This window comes from Eikenella longinqua, assembly GCF_001648355.1.
Lineage (GTDB): Bacteria > Pseudomonadota > Gammaproteobacteria > Burkholderiales > Neisseriaceae > Eikenella > Eikenella longinqua.
Map to the genome: position 1 here is coordinate 277347 of NZ_LXSL01000028.1, position 15227 is coordinate 292573.

The window sequence follows — 15227 nt, forward strand, 5'->3', positions numbered from 1 at the left end:
ATGAAACCCAACAAAACCGCCCGCCGCCGCGCGCGCGAATTTGCCGTACAAGCGCTCTACCAAGCCGCGCTCAACGACCTGCCCGCCGCCGAAATCGCCAAAAACATCCGTGAAAACGAACACTTCGCCAAAGCCGACAACGAGCTCTTCACCGCCGTATTCTTCGGCGTGCAGGCCAAACGCAGCGAGCTGATGCAAATCATCCGCCCCCTGCTCGACCGCGACGAAAAAGACCTCAGCCCCATCGAACGCGCCGTGCTGCTGGCCGCCGCCTTCGAGCTGCGCGACATGCCCGAAACGCCCTACCCCGTGATCATCAACGAAGCCATCGAAGTTACCAAAACCTTCGGCGGTATCGACGGCCACAAATTTGTAAACGGCATCCTCGACAAACTTGCCGCCGAGCTGCGTCCCCACGACCCCAAGCGCAGCCATAGCGAATCAACTTAACTTTCGCTACAGCGTTAGCTCGCCTTGCCGTACTGCTCCGTACTGTCTGCGGCTCGCTGCCTGGTATCGAAAGCCAATTTGATCCGCTATCAAGCATCCCACCATTACAACAGGCTATCTGAAAATTGCCAACCGATTTTCAGGTAGCCTGTTTCGCTGTCATCCCTCCCTTGTTAAAAGCCGTCCACACTTTTCAAGGCTACCTGAAAAAGAAACTGCATCCCCGCCCCAATTCAAATCTTAACGAAGCCCGCCGGCCCGCCTGTTTTTCAGGTAGCCTGCCCGCCCGGGCCCACTCCCGCCCCGCCGCTGTTTCATTCCAGCCGCACCCCCGCCCGAGTGCAAGTAAAAAACCGCAAAACGGCAGGCAGCCCCCGCAGCCTATCCATTAAAATAGCGCATCTTTGATAAGCCCCGCCGGCGCCCCGCGCCGCCCGTTTTTGCAACACATGCCCGCCTTATTTGTCCGATTCCTCCGCCTGCCGCGCCGCATCCGCCTGGCCGCTTATGCCGCAGCCGCCCTGCTCGGCGTTTTCGTGCTGCTTGCCGCCATCGCCGGCAGTGCGAAAACCGACGAACCTATGCAAAGCGCGCCCGTTACCGAAACGCTACCCGCCGTGCAGGCCAAAGGCAGCCCCGCCGCCACCGGCTACTGGAGCGACGAAGTCGTCCAGCCCGGCGACTCCCTGCGCGACGTGCTCCAGCGCTTCAGCCTCACCCCCGCCCAGCTGCAAAGCATCGCCCAAGCCGCCGCCCCCGAAGGCAAGCAGCCGCATCTGCAGCCCGACCAAATCGTCAGCATCCGCCGCGACGCCCAACACCAGCCCGTGCAGGTGCAGTTTTTCAACGACGACAACAACGGCGAAACCCAGCTCGTGGATTTGGTGTATGCCAACCAGCAATGGCAGGCCAAAATGGACGACGTGAAAACCACCGTCATCCCCACGCTCAAATCCGTCATCATCCGCTCCAGCGGCACCACCGCCGGCGCCATGTCGCGCGCCGAAATCCCCGCCGAAGTGCGCGATTCCCTGCGCGAGCTCTTCAGCAACCGGCTCGAACTCTACAAGCTCGACGCCGGCGACACCGTGCGCATCTTCTACAACGTCAACTACTTCCACGGCCAGCAGATTTCCATGGGCGACATCCTCGCCGTGGAAATCACCCATCAAGGCAAGCTCTACCGCGCCTACTACTTCGGCGAAGACGGCAACGGCCGCTACTACGACGAACACGGCCAGCCGCTGAAAAAAGGCTTCGAAACCCAGCCCGTGCCCGGCAGCCGCATCAGCTCCCCCTTCGGCATCCGCGTCCACCCCGTGCTGGGCTACCTGCGCATGCACACCGGCATCGACTACGCCGCCCCCACCGGCACGCCCATCCACGCTCCCTCCGACGGCGTGGTCGAATTCCGCGGCCCCAAAGGCGGCTACGGCAACACCGTCATCCTCCGCCACAGCGACAGCATGCAAACCCTCTACGGCCACATGAGCGCCTTCTCCGCCAACGCCGCCCCCGGCCAGCGCGTGCGCGCCGGCGACGTGATCGGCTTTATCGGCAGCACCGGCCGCAGCACCGGCCCGCACCTGCACTACGAAGTGCGCCTCAACGGCGTGCCGGTGAACCCCGCCGGCGTCGCCCTGCCCGCCAAACGCCTCACCACCGCCGAGCTGGCCGAATTCCGCCGCCAGCAGCAAGCCGTAGAACAAAAACTCGCCCAACTGCGCGGCATCGGCAAAACCGTTGCCCAGCTGGATTAACAGCGGCAGCCGGGCTCGCCGCCGCAGCCGGCTGCACGGTTGCAAGCGGCTTAATAAAAACACACACCACACCGGAAGCATTTAGATTAGAATAGCAACAGCAAACCAAAAGGCTACCTGAAACAGCCGCAGCATTTTTCAGGTAGCCGCCAAACCACCCACCACCCGACCAGGATCATCGTGAAGCGCATATTCCTTTTCCTCGTTACCAATATGGCCGTCTTGCTGGCCGTCCGCCTCCTGCTCGGGCTGTTTGGCGCCAACCCGCAAGACCTCTCCGGCCTGCTCATCCTCTCCGCCGTGGCCGGTTTTGCCGGCTCGCTGATTTCGCTGCTCATGTCGAAAAGCACCGCCAAGCACGCCGTGGGCGCGCACGTTATCCGCGAGCCGCGCAACGAAACCGAACACTGGCTGCTCAACGTGGTGCAGGCGCAGGCGCGGCAGTGGAACCTGCAAACGCCCGAAGTGGCCATTTACGAAGCGCCCGAGCCCAACGCCTTCGCCACCGGCGCCAGCCGCAATAATTCCCTGGTAGCCGTGAGCACCGGCCTGCTGCGCAGCATGACCCGCGACGAAGTGGAAGCCGTGCTGGCGCACGAAATGGCGCACGTGGGCAACGGCGATATGGTTACGCTCACGCTGATTCAGGGCGTGGTGAACACCTTCGTGCTGTTTTTCTCGCGCCTGATTGCCGGCGTGGTGGCCTCTTCGCTGCGGCAAAACCAAAACAGCAGCGGCGGCCAGGGCGTGTATTTGCTGGTGAGCATGGTGTTTCAGGTAATCTTCGGCTGGATTGCCGGCATCATCGTGATGTGGTTCAGCCGCCAGCGCGAATACCGCGCCGACGCCGGCGCCGCCAAGCTGGTGGGCGCGCCGAAAATGATTGCCGCGCTGCAACGGCTCAAAGGCAGCACCGGCGGCCTGCCGCAAGACATGAGCGCCATGGGCATCAACGACAACACCCTGCGCTCCCTGTTCAGCACCCACCCCACGCTCGACGACCGCATCGCCCGCCTGCAACGGCTGCCCTACTAGCTTCGCCCAAACAATAAAAGTCTACCTGAAAACCATGCCGGCCGTATCCGCTATTTCCCAAACAGCGCCGCCACCATCTCGGCCTGTTCTTCGGTAAACGCGGGCTCGCCGAGGCGGGCGGCCACGGTGAATTCGTTGGCGAACTGCCGCTGCTCGGATACGGCCTGCCATTCTTTGAGTTTGGCGGTTTTGCCCTGTTTGATTTTGGCGGCGGCTTGCAGGGCGGCTTGTTTGCTTGCTGGCATGATGTAAACGTTTGGTTTGGTGGTGGAATAAATTTCAGGTAGCCTCAGCTGCTATTTGGGGCTACCTGAAAATTTCGGCTACTTGGTCAGCAGCTCCAAGGCTTCGCGGTATTTGGCCAAGGTTTTTTCGATGACTTCGGCGGGCACGGCGGGGGCGGGGGGCTGTTTGTTCCAGCCGCTTTGTTCGAGCCAGTCGCGGATGAATTGTTTGTCGAAGGAGGGCGGGTTGCTGCCCACTTGGTATTGGTCGGCGGGCCAGAAGCGGCTGGAATCGGGGGTGAGCACTTCGTCCATTAGGGTGAGCGTGCCGTTTTGGTCGAGGCCGAATTCGAATTTGGTGTCGCAGATGATGATGCCGCGGCTGCGGGCGTGTTCGGCGGCTTCGCGATAAAGGACAATGGCTTTGCGGCGCACTTCTTCGGCCAGCTCGCGGCCGATGATTTGGGCGCATTGCTCGAAGCTGATGTTTTCGTCGTGGTTGCCCACGGCGGCTTTGGTGGAGGGGGTGAAGATGATTTCGGGCAGTTTTTCGGCTTCGCGCAGGTTTTCAGGTAGCCTGATGCCGCACACGGCGCCGGTTTGGCGGTATTCTTTCCAGCCGCTGCCGGCAAGGTAGCCGCGCACGATGGCTTCGATTTTGAGCGGTTCGAGCCGCTTGGCCACCACGGCGCGTTTTTCCAGCGCGGCGGCGATGTCGTGCGGCAACACGTCGTACACGGTTTGGCCGGTGAAGTGGTTGGGCATGATATGGGCGAGTTTGCCAAACCAGAAATTGGAGATTTGGGTGAGGATTTCGCCTTTGCCTGGAATGGGTTCGTTTAGGATTACGTCGAAGGCGGAGAGGCGGTCGGAGGCGACGATGAGCATGGTTTGGCTGTCGATTTCATACAAATCGCGCACTTTGCCGGAGTAGATTTTTTTCAGCGGGATGGTGGTCATGATGGGTTGGCGGGTGGGTGGTGGGAAAACCGATATTTTAGTCCAATTGCCGCGCGGAAAGAATGGCGGGGAGGCAAAAAGGTTGCCGAAGTGCATTTTATGCTTGAGAATGCAGCCCGCATCGGCAGGCCGGCTGAGCGTGTGCAGTTTTCAGGTAGCCTGCCCTCCCCCACCTTACAAGGAAAAGCCATGAGCAATCTGATTATCGAAGACATCGAAACCGGCAGCGGCAAAGCCGCCGAAAAAGGCAAACGCATCACCGTGCACTACAGCGGCTACCTCGCCGACGGCAGCAAGTTCGACTCCAGCCTCGACCGCGGCCAGCCGCTCACCATCATCTTGGGCGTGGGCCAGGTTATCCGCGGCTGGGACGAAGGCTTCGGCGGCATGCGCGAAGGCGGCAAACGCAAGCTCACCATCCCGCCGGAAATGGGCTACGGCACACGCGGCGCCGGCGGCGTGATTCCGCCCAACGCCACGCTGGTGTTTGATGTGGAATTGCTGAAAGTGCACGATTAAGCGGCTTCTTTCCGCACAACAAAAAGGCTACCTGAAAACCGTTATCTAGGTTTTCAGGTAGCCTTTACCTTTTCTTTGCCGATATAGCGAACCAACTTAACTTTCGCTACGGCGCTAGCTCGCCTTGTCATACTCCTGTACTACCTGCGGCTCGCTGCCTTGTATCGAAAGCCAATTTGATTCGCTATAGATTTTCAGGTAGCCCCTTACACATAAAAGGCTACCTGAAAACGATGTTTGAGCGCAGCCCAAGCTGAGTTTCTGCGAAGCTAAAAATACAGCGCGACAAATTTTCTGCACCGCCGAAGCGTTACAGCAAATGCGCCACCGCCGCGCGTTCGTCTTCCAGCTCCTTGAGCGTGATGCCGATGCGCTCGCGGCTGAAATCGTCGATCGGCAAATCTTTGATCACGCGGTATTCGCCGTTTTCGCACACCACGGGCAGACCGAACACCAGTCCTTCGAGAATGCCGTAAGCGCCGTCGGAAGGCACGCCCATGGTAACCCAGCGCCCCTTGCTACCGAGCACCCAGTCGCGGACATGCTCGATGGCGGCATTGGCGGCGGAAGCGGCGGAGGAAAGGCCGCGCGCTTCGATGATGGCCACGCCGCGCTTGGCCACGGTGGGCAGAAAGTGCTCAGCATACCATTGCGCGTCGTTGATGAGCTGCGGCACGCTTTGGCCGTTTATTGTGGCGAAGCGGTAGTCGGCATACATGGTGGGGCTGTGGTTGCCCCACACGCAAAGCTGCTCGATGTCGTTGAGTGAGCGGCCGGTTTTGAGGGCGATTTGGTTGAGCGCGCGGTTGTGGTCGAGGCGCAGCATGGCGGTGAAGTTGCGCGCGGGCAGGTCGGGCGCGGACTTCATGGCGATGTAGGCGTTGGTGTTGGCGGGGTTGCCCACCACCAGCACTTTCACGTCGCGGCTGGCCACTTTGTTCAGCGCGGCGCCTTGGGCGGTGAAGATGTTGGCGTTGGCGTGCAAAAGGTCGGCGCGCTCCATGCCTTTGCTGCGCGGACGGGCGCCGACGAGGATGGCGATTTGCGCGTCTTGGAAGGCAGTTTCGGGGTTGTCGGTGGCAAACACGTCGGCCAAGAGCGGGAAGGCGCAGTCGTGCAGCTCCATAATCACGCCGCGCACGGCCTGCTGCGCCTGCGGCAAATCGAGCAGCTGTAAAATCACGGGCTGGTCGGCGCCGAGCATGTCGCCGGAGGCGATGCGGAACAGCAGGGAATAGGCAATCTGGCCGGCGGCGCCGGTAACGGCCACGCGGATGGGGGCTTTTTGTGTGCTGGAAGTGATCATGGCGGGATATGTTTGATAGCGGCGCGGGCGGGCTGAAGGCTCCGTGCTATTTTTAGCTTCGCAGAAACTCAGCTTGGGCTGCGCTCAAACATCGTTTTCAGGTAGCCTGTTGCCTGCGCGGCGGTTTGGGATAACAAAAGTTTAAAGGGGCGAATGATACCGCAAAGCCGCCCGGCTGAGGCGATTTTTGTTATTTTTTATTAAGGGGTGCGGCTCCGGCTATCGGGCAAGCCGGCCTGTGTGGCATAACTGGCAAGCCGTTGCGGCAAACGCACAAGTTCCGGCCGGCATTGTTCAATGTTAAGTTGATTTAAATCAAGAGCTGCTATATTATCCGCACATCTGCAATCCGCGCGCCGTCTAGGGCAAAACATGGCGCCACGGTTGCCGATTCCGCCGGCTTTTCGGTTGCCGGCGTCAGGCTACCTGAAACCGCTCGTCGGCAGGCAGCCCTTCGACTATGGATGCCGGTTTCGCGCCGGCTTTGGGATATTGCCAACTCTGAGGAAGTTTCGCCATGCGGACGACTAACAGACCGATATTCCTGGATATTCTCAGCATCCGGCTGCCGATTCCGGGGATTGTTTCCATTCTGCACCGCATCAGCGGCGTGCTGCTGTTTATCAGCCTGCCGCTTTTGCTGTGGCTCTTCTCCGGCACGCTGAACCGTGCCGACGCCTTTGAAAGCTACCGCGCCTTCGTGGCGCACCCGCTGGTGAAACTCGGCCTGCTCGGGCTGCTGTGGGCCTATCTGCACCACTTCTTTGCCGGCATCCGCTTCCTGCTTTTGGATATGCACAAAGGCCTGGAGCTCAACACCGCCCGCGCCACGGCCAAAACCGTAATGGCGCTGGCTCTGCTTTGCACCGCTGTTTTGGGAGTATGGCTATGGTAGACCGCAAACTCACCGGCGCGCACTACGGCCTGCGCGATTGGATCATGCAGCGCACCACCGCCGTGGTGATGCTGGTTTACACTCTGGCGCTGGTTGCCTTCCTGCTCGCGCTGCCGGGCGATTATGCCGCGTGGCAGGCGTTTTTCGGGCAAATTTGGGTGAAAGTGTTTACCCAAGTGAGCCTTATCGCACTGTTTCTGCATGCTTGGGTAGGCATCCGCGATTTGTGGATGGACTACATCAAGCCTTTCGGCCTGCGCCTGTTTCTTCAGGTAGCCACCATCGTATGGCTCGCCGGCTGCACGGTTTATTCGGTTAATGTAATTTGGGGTTGAACGAGATGACTTATCCTGTCCGAAAATTCGATGCCGTCATCGTGGGCGGCGGCGGTGCCGGCCTGCGCGCGGCGCTGCAACTTTCCAAAGCCGGCCTCAACACCGCCGTGCTCTCCAAAGTGTTCCCCACCCGCTCGCACACCGTGGCCGCGCAGGGAGGCATTTCCGCCTCGCTGGGCAACGTGCAGGAAGACCGCTGGGACTGGCACATGTACGACACCGTGAAAGGTTCCGACTGGCTCGGCGACCAAGACGCCATCGAATTTATGTGCCGCCGCGCGCCCGAAGCCGTGATTGAGCTGGAACACATGGGCATGCCGTTCGACCGTGTGGAAAGCGGCAAAATCTACCAGCGCCCCTTCGGCGGCCACACCCGCCTGAGCGATCCCGACGATCCGAACAGCGCCCGCATTGCGGTGGAGCGCGCCTGCGCCGTGGCCGACCGCACCGGGCATGCCATGCTGCACACGCTCTACCAGCAAAACGTGCGCGCCAACACCCAATTCTTCGTGGAATGGACCGCGCTCGACCTCATCCGTAACGAGCAAGGCGACGCCGTGGGCATCACCGCCATGGAAATGGAAAGCGGCGACGTGTATATCTTCCACGCCAAAGCCATCCTGTTTGCCACCGGCGGCGGCGGGCGCATCTACGCCTCCTCCACCAACGCCTTCATGAACACCGGCGACGGCTTGGGCATCTGTGCCCGCGCCGGCATCCCGCTGGAAGACATGGAATTTTGGCAGTTCCACCCCACCGGCGTGGCCGGTGCCGGCGTGCTGATCACCGAAGGCGTGCGCGGCGAAGGCGGCATCCTGCTCAATGCCGACGGCGAACGCTTCATGGAGCGCTACGCCCCCACAGTGAAAGACCTCGCCTCGCGCGACGTGGTTTCCCGCGCCATGTCGCTGGAAATCTTAGAAGGGCGCGGCTGCGGCAAAAACAAAGACCACGTGCTGCTGAAAATCGACCACATCGGCGCGGAAAAAATCATGTCCAAGCTGCCCGGCATCCGCGAAATTTCCATCAATTTCGCCGGTGTCGACCCGATTAAAGACCCGATTCCTGTGGTGCCCACCGTGCACTACATGATGGGCGGCATTCCCACCAACTATCTGGGCGAAGTGGTGGTGCCACAAAACGGCAACCCCGAAGCCCCCGTGCCCGGCCTGTATGCCGCCGGCGAATGCGCCTGCGCCTCGGTGCACGGCGCCAACCGCTTGGGCACCAATTCCCTGCTCGATTTGGTGGTGTTCGGCAAATCCGCCGGCGACAGCATGATCGAGTTCATCAGGCAGCACCCTGAAATCAAGCCGCTGCCCGAAAACGCCGGCGCCTTCACCGAACAACGCCTGGCTCGCCTCAACGGCCAAACCGGCGGCGAAAACGTAGATGCCCTGCGCGGCGAATTGCAGCGCACCCTGCAGCGCCACGCCGGCGTATTCCGCACCGACGCCATCCTCAAAGAAGGCGTCGACAAAGTCCTCGCCCTGGCCGAGCGCGTGAAACGCACCGAAATCGGCGACAAGAGCCAAGTGTGGAACACCGCCCGCATCGAAGCGCTGGAGCTCGACAATCTGATGGAAGTGGCCAAAGCCACCATGATTGCCGCCGAAGCCCGCAAAGAATCGCGCGGCGCCCACGCCTCCGACGACCACCCCGATCGCGACGACGAAAACTGGATGAAGCACAGCCTGTTCTATTCCGCCAACAACAGCCTGGCCTACAAACCCGTGCACACCCAGCCGCTCACCGTGGACTACATCAAACCCGCCAAACGCGTTTACTAAAAAGCACCAACGGCTGCCGGTTTCAGCTTTGCCGAAAACCACTCCCATATTTTTCAGGTAGCCTCTCCCCGAATAGAGGCTACCTGAAAAATAAAAACACCAATCCAAGCCGCAGCCGCACCGAAGCAAAAGGAACACCCGCCATGGAAACCATCCGCCTCAAAGTGTACCGCTACAACCCCGACGCCGACGCCAAACCCTATATGCAAGACTACGAGCTCCAAATCGAGCCCTCCGACGTCAAGCTGCTCGACGCCCTCATCAAGCTCAAAGCCCAAGACGACAGCCTCTCCTTCCGCCGCTCCTGCCGCGAAGGCATCTGCGGCTCCGACGGCATCAACATCAACGGCAAAAACGGCCTCGCCTGCCTCACCGACATCCGCAGCCTCAAGCAGCCCATCGTATTGCGCCCCCTGCCCGGCCTGCCCGTGGTGCGCGACCTCATCGTCGACATGACCCAATTCTTCAAGCAATACCACTCCATCAAGCCCTATGTGGTCAACGACACCCCCGCCGACCCGCAGCACGAACGCCTTCAAAGCCAAGCCGAGCGCGCCGAGCTCGACGGCCTCTACGAATGCATCCTCTGCGCCTGCTGCTCCACCGCCTGCCCCTCCTTCTGGTGGAACCCCGACAAATTCGTCGGCCCCTCCGGCCTCCTCAACGCCTACCGCTTCATCGCCGACACCCGCGACACCATCACCAACGAGCGTTTGGACAACCTCAACGACCCCTACCGCCTGTTCCGCTGCCACACCATCATGAACTGCGTGGACGTCTGCCCCAAACACCTCAACCCCACCCGCGCCATCGGCAAAATCAAAGAAATCATGCTCAAACGCGCCGTTTAGCATTATCCGCACATTCAGACCGCCCCCAAAGCGGCCTGCTTCCAACACGCAGGAGCCCAGCCATGCCCCAATTCGACGACACCGCCAAACGGCGCATCCGCTTCCAAACCCGCCGCGGGCTGCTCGAGCTCGACATCCTGCTCCAACGCTTCATGGCCGAAGACTTCGAGCGCCTCAGCAATACCGAGCTGGCCGTATTCAGCGAGCTGCTCGCCCTGCCTGACCCCGAATTGTTTGCCCAAATCAACGGCCAAACCGAAGCATCCTCCGCCCCCGCAGCCGCCCTGCTGGATAAAATCCGCGCCGGCCGCGCCGCCGTGTAAAATCGTGCCAACTCGATAGCAAACAAACTTTAACATTTCCGTTTTTCAGGTAGCCTTTCCGGCTATCTTCCTGTTTAATCAACACCCAATTCCCCTCCCTCCCCCGCGCCGCCGCCCCTCGGCTCGCAACCCCACGTCCAACCCGCCCGCCTAAACACTGCGCCTTATTGACGTACCCCATATCGGGCCGTATGATTGCCCCCACTGCCCGGACGACAGAAAATATTGCCCCAAAAGGCAAAACCGTCCGCCGCCGTTACGGTAAACCGCTAAACTTACGAAAGGCTGGGTGTTCAAAGAACCTTGGTAATCATGATGCAATCACTTTCAGGTAGCCGGCTTTCCTGTTTTCCGTGCCGGCCGTTTCATCATCTGCCAAGTCTCTTTCCTTCCCACCGGCTTCCCGCCATCCTTCCCTTTCCCGCCCACACCGTTCCGGCCACAGGCTACCTGAAAGCGCAAGCTTCAGCGAAGCTAAAAACCAGGCTACCTGAAAATGCCCATTCCGAATCACCATACCCCGTTGCGCCAAGAGCCGTGTGGCGATTCGGAATCGGCATTCGCTTCATAGGATAAGGTTCATTTGCCCTACCAGGGATACCCTGCGAGCAAGCGTGCTGCTCTTCAAACCGTCATACTTGATTAAGGATCTTTGCCATGATGAAAGAACAAAGTAGTTTGTCCTACCTATACGGCACCAACGTTCCGTATATTGAAGATTTGTACGAAGCCTATCTCGCCTCCCCGGATTCCGTGGACAGCCAATGGCGGCAGTATTTCGACCAAGTGGCCGCCCTGCCCGGCAACACCCCCAAAGACGTGGCGCACCGCCCGATTCAGGAAGCCTTCGCCAACCTCGCGCACCAGCGCGGCGGCGCAGCCGCAGGCGGCGTGGATTTTGCCGCCATGCAGAAACAAGTGGCCGTGTTGAGCCTGATTGCCGCCTACCGCGAACTGGGCGCCCGTGCTGCCGACCTCAACCCGCTCGACCGCACCCACCTCGCCCAGCTGCCCGAGCTTGACCCGCAAACCTACGGCCTCACCGCTGCCGACATGAATACCGCATTCCATGTCGGCACCGATCTTTCAGGTAGCCCCAAGCTGCCCCTGGCCGAAATCATCCGCCATCTCAAACAAATCTACTGCGGCCCGCTCGCGCTGGAATACACCCACATTCCCGACACCCGCGAAAAAGAATGGCTGCAAGCGCGCTTGGAAGCCAACGGCGCCCGTCCGCAGTTTGATGCCGAAACCAAACGCCGCATCCTCAAAGAGATCACCGCCGCCGAAACCATGGAGCGCTACCTGCACACCCGCTATGTGGGCCAGAAACGCTTCTCCCTCGAAGGCGGCGAAAGCACCGTGCCCGCGCTGAACCACCTCATCCGCGCCTCCACTGAAAAAGGCGTGCAGGAAATCGTTATCGGTATGGCGCACCGCGGCCGCTTGAACGTGTTGGTGAACACCCTGGGCAAAGCCCCGCAGGCCATTTTCGACGAATTCGAAGGCAAAGTGGACGCCAAATTCCCCAGCGGCGACGTGAAATACCACATGGGCTTCAGCTCCGACGTGCCCACCCCGCACGGCCCGGTGCACCTCTCCCTGGCCTACAACCCCTCACACTTGGAAATCACCAACCCCGTGATTGAAGGCTCCGTGCGCGCCCGCCAAGACCACCGCGGTGCCGAAGGCCGCAAACAAGTGCTGCCCATCCTCACCCACGGCGACTCCGCCTTCATCGGCCTCGGTGTGAACCAATCCACCTTCAATATGTTGCAAACCCGCGGCTACACCACCGGCGGCACCATCCACTTTGTGATCAACAACCAAGTGGGCTTCACCACTTCCGATCCGCGCGATACCCGTTCTACCCTGTATTGCACCGACATCGCCAAGATGGTGAGCGCGCCGATTCTGCACGTGAACGGCGACGATCCGGAAGCCGTGTGCCACGCCGCCCAAATCGCGTTGGACTACCGCACTACCTTCCAAAAAGACATCGTGATCGACCTGGTTTGCTACCGCAAGCTCGGCCACAACGAAGGCGACGACCCCACCCTCACCCAGCCTCTGATGTACAAACAGGTGGCCGCACATCCCGGCTCCCGCGCCGTGTACGCCGAGCAGCTGATCAAAGAAGGCGTGGTAACCCAGGAAGAAGCTGACAAGCTGATCAGCGACTACCGCGCCGCCATGGACAAAGGCGACCGCATCCAGGAAATCCTGCCCGAGCAGAAACGCGAACACGCCGTGGATTGGAGCAAATACCAGCCCATCAGCTGGCGCACCCCGGTGAAAACCGCCCTGCCCGCCACCGAAATCCAGCGCCTGGCCGCCAGGTTTACCAGCATTCCGGCCGATGTGAAGCTGCACAACACCGTGAGCAAAATCATCGAAAACCGCAAAGCCATGGCTGCCGGCGAGCTGCCGATTGACTGGGGTATGGCCGAAACCATCGCCTACGCCAGCCTGCTCGAAGCCGGCCACGACATCCGCATTTCCGGCGAAGACTCCGGCCGCGGCACCTTCTCGCACCGCCACGCCGTGCTGCACGACCAAAACCGTGCCGAACGCACCGGCGGCGTGTACATCCCCCTGCAGCACATCAGCGAGAAACAGGGCCACTTCAATGTAATCGACTCCATCCTGAACGAAGAAGCCGTGATGGCCTACGAATACGGCTACGCCTCCTCCGCTCCGGAAGACTTGGTGATTTGGGAAGCCCAGTTCGGCGACTTCGCCAACGGCGCACAAATCGCCATCGACCAGTTCATCACCTCCGGCGAAACCAAGTGGGGACGCTGGTGCGGCCTCACCGTTATCCTGCCGCACGGCTACGACGGCCAAGGCCCGGAACACTCTTCCGCCCGCGTAGAGCGCTGGCTGCAACTGTGTGCCGAAGAAAACATCCAAGTGCTGATGATGTCTGAAGCCTCGCAGATGTTCCATGCCCTGCGCCGCCAGATTCTGCGCCCCTACCGCAAACCGCTGGTGATCTTCATGTCCAAACGCCTGCTGCGCTTCAAAGACGCCAGCAGCCCGCTGGCCAACTTCACCGACGGCGAATTCCGCCTGGTAATCGGCGACACCGTGCAGGGCCGCGACAACGACGTGAAACGCGTTATCCTCTGTGCCGGCCAGGTGTACTACGACTTGGCCAAAGCCCGCGCCGACCAAGGCTTGGAAAAAGACATCGCCATCGTCCGCATCGAGCAGCTCTACCCCTTCCCCTACGAAGAAGTGGCTGCCGAGCTGGCACGTTTCCCCAACGCCGCCGAAGTGATGTGGGCGCAGGAAGAGCCGAAAAACCAAGGCGCTTGGTACCAAATCCGCCACCGCCTGGAAAAAGTGCTCGGCACCAACCAGCGCCTCACCATGACCAGCCGCCCCGCCAGCGCCTCTCCGGCAGTCGGCTACGCGGTGAAACACAAAGCCGGCCTCGACGGTCTGCTCGAAGTGGCCATGAAGCTCTAAACCCAAGAGAGAGGCTACCTGAAAAACCGAAAGCCGTTTTTCAGGTAGCCTCCAGAATGCGATAAACCAATTTATTTCACTTATTCAAAGGATAAAACCATGATTATCGAAATCACCGTACCCCCGCTGCCGGAAAGCGTTACCGAAGCCACCCTGATGAGCTGGCACAAAAAAGTGGGCGACTATGTGAACCGCGACGAAAACCTGATCGACCTCGAGACCGACAAAGTGGTGCTCGAGCTGCCCGCCCAGCAGGCCGGTGTGATTGTGGAAATCATCGAGCAAGACGGCGCCACCGTTACCGCCGGCCAGCTCTTGGCTAAAATCGACACCGAAGCCAAAGCCGCCGCTGCCGCTCCGGCTGCCGCCCAAGCCCCGGCTGCCGCCCCCGCCGCAGGCCATGTGGCCGCTGCCGGCGCGCAAGCAGGCGTGGCCATGCCCGCCGCCGCCAAGCTGGCTGCCGAAAAAGGTGTGGACGTATCCGGCGTGCAAGGCTCTGGCCGCGACGGCCGCGTGCTGAAAGAAGACGTGGCCGCCATCCCCGCCGCCGCGCCCAAAGCCGCTGCCGCCCCCGCCGTGGCCGTGCCGCTGGGCGACCGCGTAGAACAGCGCGTGCCGATGAGCCGCTTGCGCCAGCGCGTGGCCGAGCGCCTGCTGCAATCCCAGTCGCAAAACGCCATCCTCACCACGTTTAACGAGGTGAACATGAAGCCGATTATGGATTTGCGCGCCAAATACAAAGACAAGTTCGAGAAACAGTATGGCGTGAAACTGGGCTTCATGTCCTTCTTCGTGAAAGCCGCCGTGGCCGCGCTGAAGAAATTCCCCGCCGTAAACGCCTCGATTGACGGCAACGACATCGTGTACCACGGCTACTTCGACATTGGCATCGCCGTGGGCAGCCCGCGCGGCCTGGTGGTGCCCATCCTGCGCAACGCCGACCAGATGAGCATCGCCGACATTGAGCTGGCCATCGTGGACTACGCCAACAAAGCCAAGAGCGGCAAAATCGCCATCGAAGACCTCACCGGCGGCACCTTCAGCATCACCAACGGCGGCACCTTCGGCTCGATGATGTCCACCCCCATCATCAACCCGCCGCAGTCTGCCATCTTGGGCATGCACGCCACCAAAGAACGCGCCGTGGTGGAAAACGGCCAAGTTGTAGTACGCCCGATGATGTACCTGGCCCTCTCCTACGACCACCGCATCATCGACGGCCGCGAAGCCGTGCTCACCTTGGTAACCATCAAAGAAGCCCTCGAAGACCCGGCCCGCCTGATTCTGGAAATCTAATCCTTTCCG

General features: G+C 60.7%; 14 protein-coding genes. 11 read left to right on the forward strand and 3 right to left on the reverse strand.

Annotation, left to right across the window (positions count from 1 at the left end):
* The 3 genes from nusB to htpX all read left to right on the forward strand — a co-directional run bounded on the left by nusB (window position 1) and on the right by htpX (window position 3245).
* Window positions 1–450, forward strand: coding sequence for a transcription antitermination factor NusB (gene nusB, locus A7P95_RS08860; RefSeq protein WP_067594161.1), 450 nt, complete (start codon window positions 1–3; stop codon window positions 448–450).
* Window positions 451–854: 404 nt separating this feature from the next.
* Window positions 855–2210, forward strand: a complete 1356-nt coding sequence (locus tag A7P95_RS08865) for a M23 family metallopeptidase (RefSeq protein WP_245636594.1) — start codon at window positions 855–857, stop codon at window positions 2208–2210.
* Between the two features lie 180 nt (window positions 2211–2390).
* A complete protein-coding gene (gene htpX, locus A7P95_RS08870; protein WP_067594167.1) occupies window positions 2391–3245 on the forward strand; it encodes a protease HtpX in 855 nt (284 codons plus the stop codon).
* A 50-nt stretch (window positions 3246–3295) separates the two neighbouring features.
* Here the strand turns inward: htpX and A7P95_RS08875 are convergent, their stop codons facing one another.
* Window positions 3296–3490 carry a cyanate hydratase gene (locus A7P95_RS08875; RefSeq protein WP_067594169.1) on the reverse strand — a complete coding sequence of 65 codons (195 nt, stop codon included), beginning with the start codon at window positions 3488–3490 and terminating at the stop codon, window positions 3296–3298.
* Between the two features lie 78 nt (window positions 3491–3568).
* Window positions 3569–4429, reverse strand: coding sequence for a phosphoribosylaminoimidazolesuccinocarboxamide synthase (locus A7P95_RS08880; protein ID WP_067594171.1), 861 nt, complete (start codon window positions 4427–4429; stop codon window positions 3569–3571).
* A 189-nt stretch (window positions 4430–4618) separates the two neighbouring features.
* On the opposite strand from A7P95_RS08880, the gene A7P95_RS08885 reads away from it, so the two are divergent.
* Complete coding sequence (locus tag A7P95_RS08885; RefSeq protein WP_067594174.1) at window positions 4619–4948, forward strand: FKBP-type peptidyl-prolyl cis-trans isomerase; 330 nt, start codon at window positions 4619–4621, stop codon at window positions 4946–4948.
* Between the two features lie 310 nt (window positions 4949–5258).
* Here the strand turns inward: A7P95_RS08885 and A7P95_RS08890 are convergent, their stop codons facing one another.
* Entirely contained in the window at window positions 5259–6254 is a 996-nt protein-coding gene (locus tag A7P95_RS08890; protein ID WP_067594178.1) for a malate dehydrogenase, read from the reverse strand.
* 517 nt (window positions 6255–6771) lie between these two features.
* Between A7P95_RS08890 and sdhC the strand changes: the two genes are divergently transcribed.
* From sdhC to odhB, 7 genes are all read left to right on the forward strand, one after another.
* Window positions 6772–7149 carry a succinate dehydrogenase, cytochrome b556 subunit gene (sdhC, locus tag A7P95_RS08895; protein WP_067594181.1) on the forward strand — a complete coding sequence of 126 codons (378 nt, stop codon included), beginning with the start codon at window positions 6772–6774 and terminating at the stop codon, window positions 7147–7149.
* Window positions 7143–7484 (forward strand): succinate dehydrogenase, hydrophobic membrane anchor protein, encoded by a 342-nt coding sequence (gene sdhD / locus A7P95_RS08900; protein WP_067594185.1) that lies wholly within the window; start codon window positions 7143–7145, stop codon window positions 7482–7484. Before sdhC ends, sdhD begins: the two co-directional genes overlap by 7 nt.
* Window positions 7485–7489: 5 nt before the next feature.
* Window positions 7490–9274 carry a succinate dehydrogenase flavoprotein subunit gene (gene sdhA / locus A7P95_RS08905; protein WP_067594187.1) on the forward strand — a complete coding sequence of 595 codons (1785 nt, stop codon included), beginning with the start codon at window positions 7490–7492 and terminating at the stop codon, window positions 9272–9274.
* 143 nt (window positions 9275–9417) lie between these two features.
* Window positions 9418–10125 carry a succinate dehydrogenase iron-sulfur subunit gene (locus A7P95_RS08910; RefSeq protein WP_067594191.1) on the forward strand — a complete coding sequence of 236 codons (708 nt, stop codon included), beginning with the start codon at window positions 9418–9420 and terminating at the stop codon, window positions 10123–10125.
* Window positions 10126–10187: 62 nt separating this feature from the next.
* Window positions 10188–10448 (forward strand): FAD assembly factor SdhE, encoded by a 261-nt coding sequence (locus A7P95_RS08915; protein ID WP_067594194.1) that lies wholly within the window; start codon window positions 10188–10190, stop codon window positions 10446–10448.
* 657 nt (window positions 10449–11105) lie between these two features.
* Window positions 11106–13922 (forward strand): 2-oxoglutarate dehydrogenase E1 component, encoded by a 2817-nt coding sequence (locus A7P95_RS08920; RefSeq protein ID WP_067594196.1) that lies wholly within the window; start codon window positions 11106–11108, stop codon window positions 13920–13922.
* Window positions 13923–14021: 99 nt separating this feature from the next.
* The gene (odhB, locus tag A7P95_RS08925; RefSeq protein ID WP_067594198.1) at window positions 14022–15218 is read left to right on the forward strand and encodes a 2-oxoglutarate dehydrogenase complex dihydrolipoyllysine-residue succinyltransferase; all 1197 of its coding nucleotides are present in this window, start codon (window positions 14022–14024) and stop codon (window positions 15216–15218) included.
* Window positions 15219–15227: the final 9 nt, after the last annotated feature.

Bases quoted from the DNA above. Each gene is read 5' to 3' on its own strand.
- A7P95_RS08920 (WP_067594196.1), top strand. From the start codon at position 11,106: ATGATGAAAGAACAAAGTAGTTTGTCCTACCTATACGGCACCAACGTT.
- A7P95_RS08910 (WP_067594191.1), top strand. From the start codon at position 9,418: ATGGAAACCATCCGCCTCAAAGTGTACCGCTACAACCCCGACGCCGAC.
- A7P95_RS08915 (WP_067594194.1), top strand. From the start codon at position 10,188: ATGCCCCAATTCGACGACACCGCCAAACGGCGCATCCGCTTCCAAACC.
- A7P95_RS08890 (WP_067594178.1), bottom strand. From the start codon at position 6,254: ATGATCACTTCCAGCACACAAAAAGCCCCCATCCGCGTGGCCGTTACC.
- sdhD (WP_067594185.1), top strand. From the start codon at position 7,143: ATGGTAGACCGCAAACTCACCGGCGCGCACTACGGCCTGCGCGATTGG.
- A7P95_RS08885 (WP_067594174.1), top strand. From the start codon at position 4,619: ATGAGCAATCTGATTATCGAAGACATCGAAACCGGCAGCGGCAAAGCC.
- sdhC (WP_067594181.1), top strand. From the start codon at position 6,772: ATGCGGACGACTAACAGACCGATATTCCTGGATATTCTCAGCATCCGG.
- odhB (WP_067594198.1), top strand. From the start codon at position 14,022: ATGATTATCGAAATCACCGTACCCCCGCTGCCGGAAAGCGTTACCGAA.
- sdhA (WP_067594187.1), top strand. From the start codon at position 7,490: ATGACTTATCCTGTCCGAAAATTCGATGCCGTCATCGTGGGCGGCGGC.
- A7P95_RS08875 (WP_067594169.1), bottom strand. From the start codon at position 3,490: ATGCCAGCAAGCAAACAAGCCGCCCTGCAAGCCGCCGCCAAAATCAAA.
- A7P95_RS08880 (WP_067594171.1), bottom strand. From the start codon at position 4,429: ATGACCACCATCCCGCTGAAAAAAATCTACTCCGGCAAAGTGCGCGAT.
- nusB (WP_067594161.1), top strand. From the start codon at position 1: ATGAAACCCAACAAAACCGCCCGCCGCCGCGCGCGCGAATTTGCCGTA.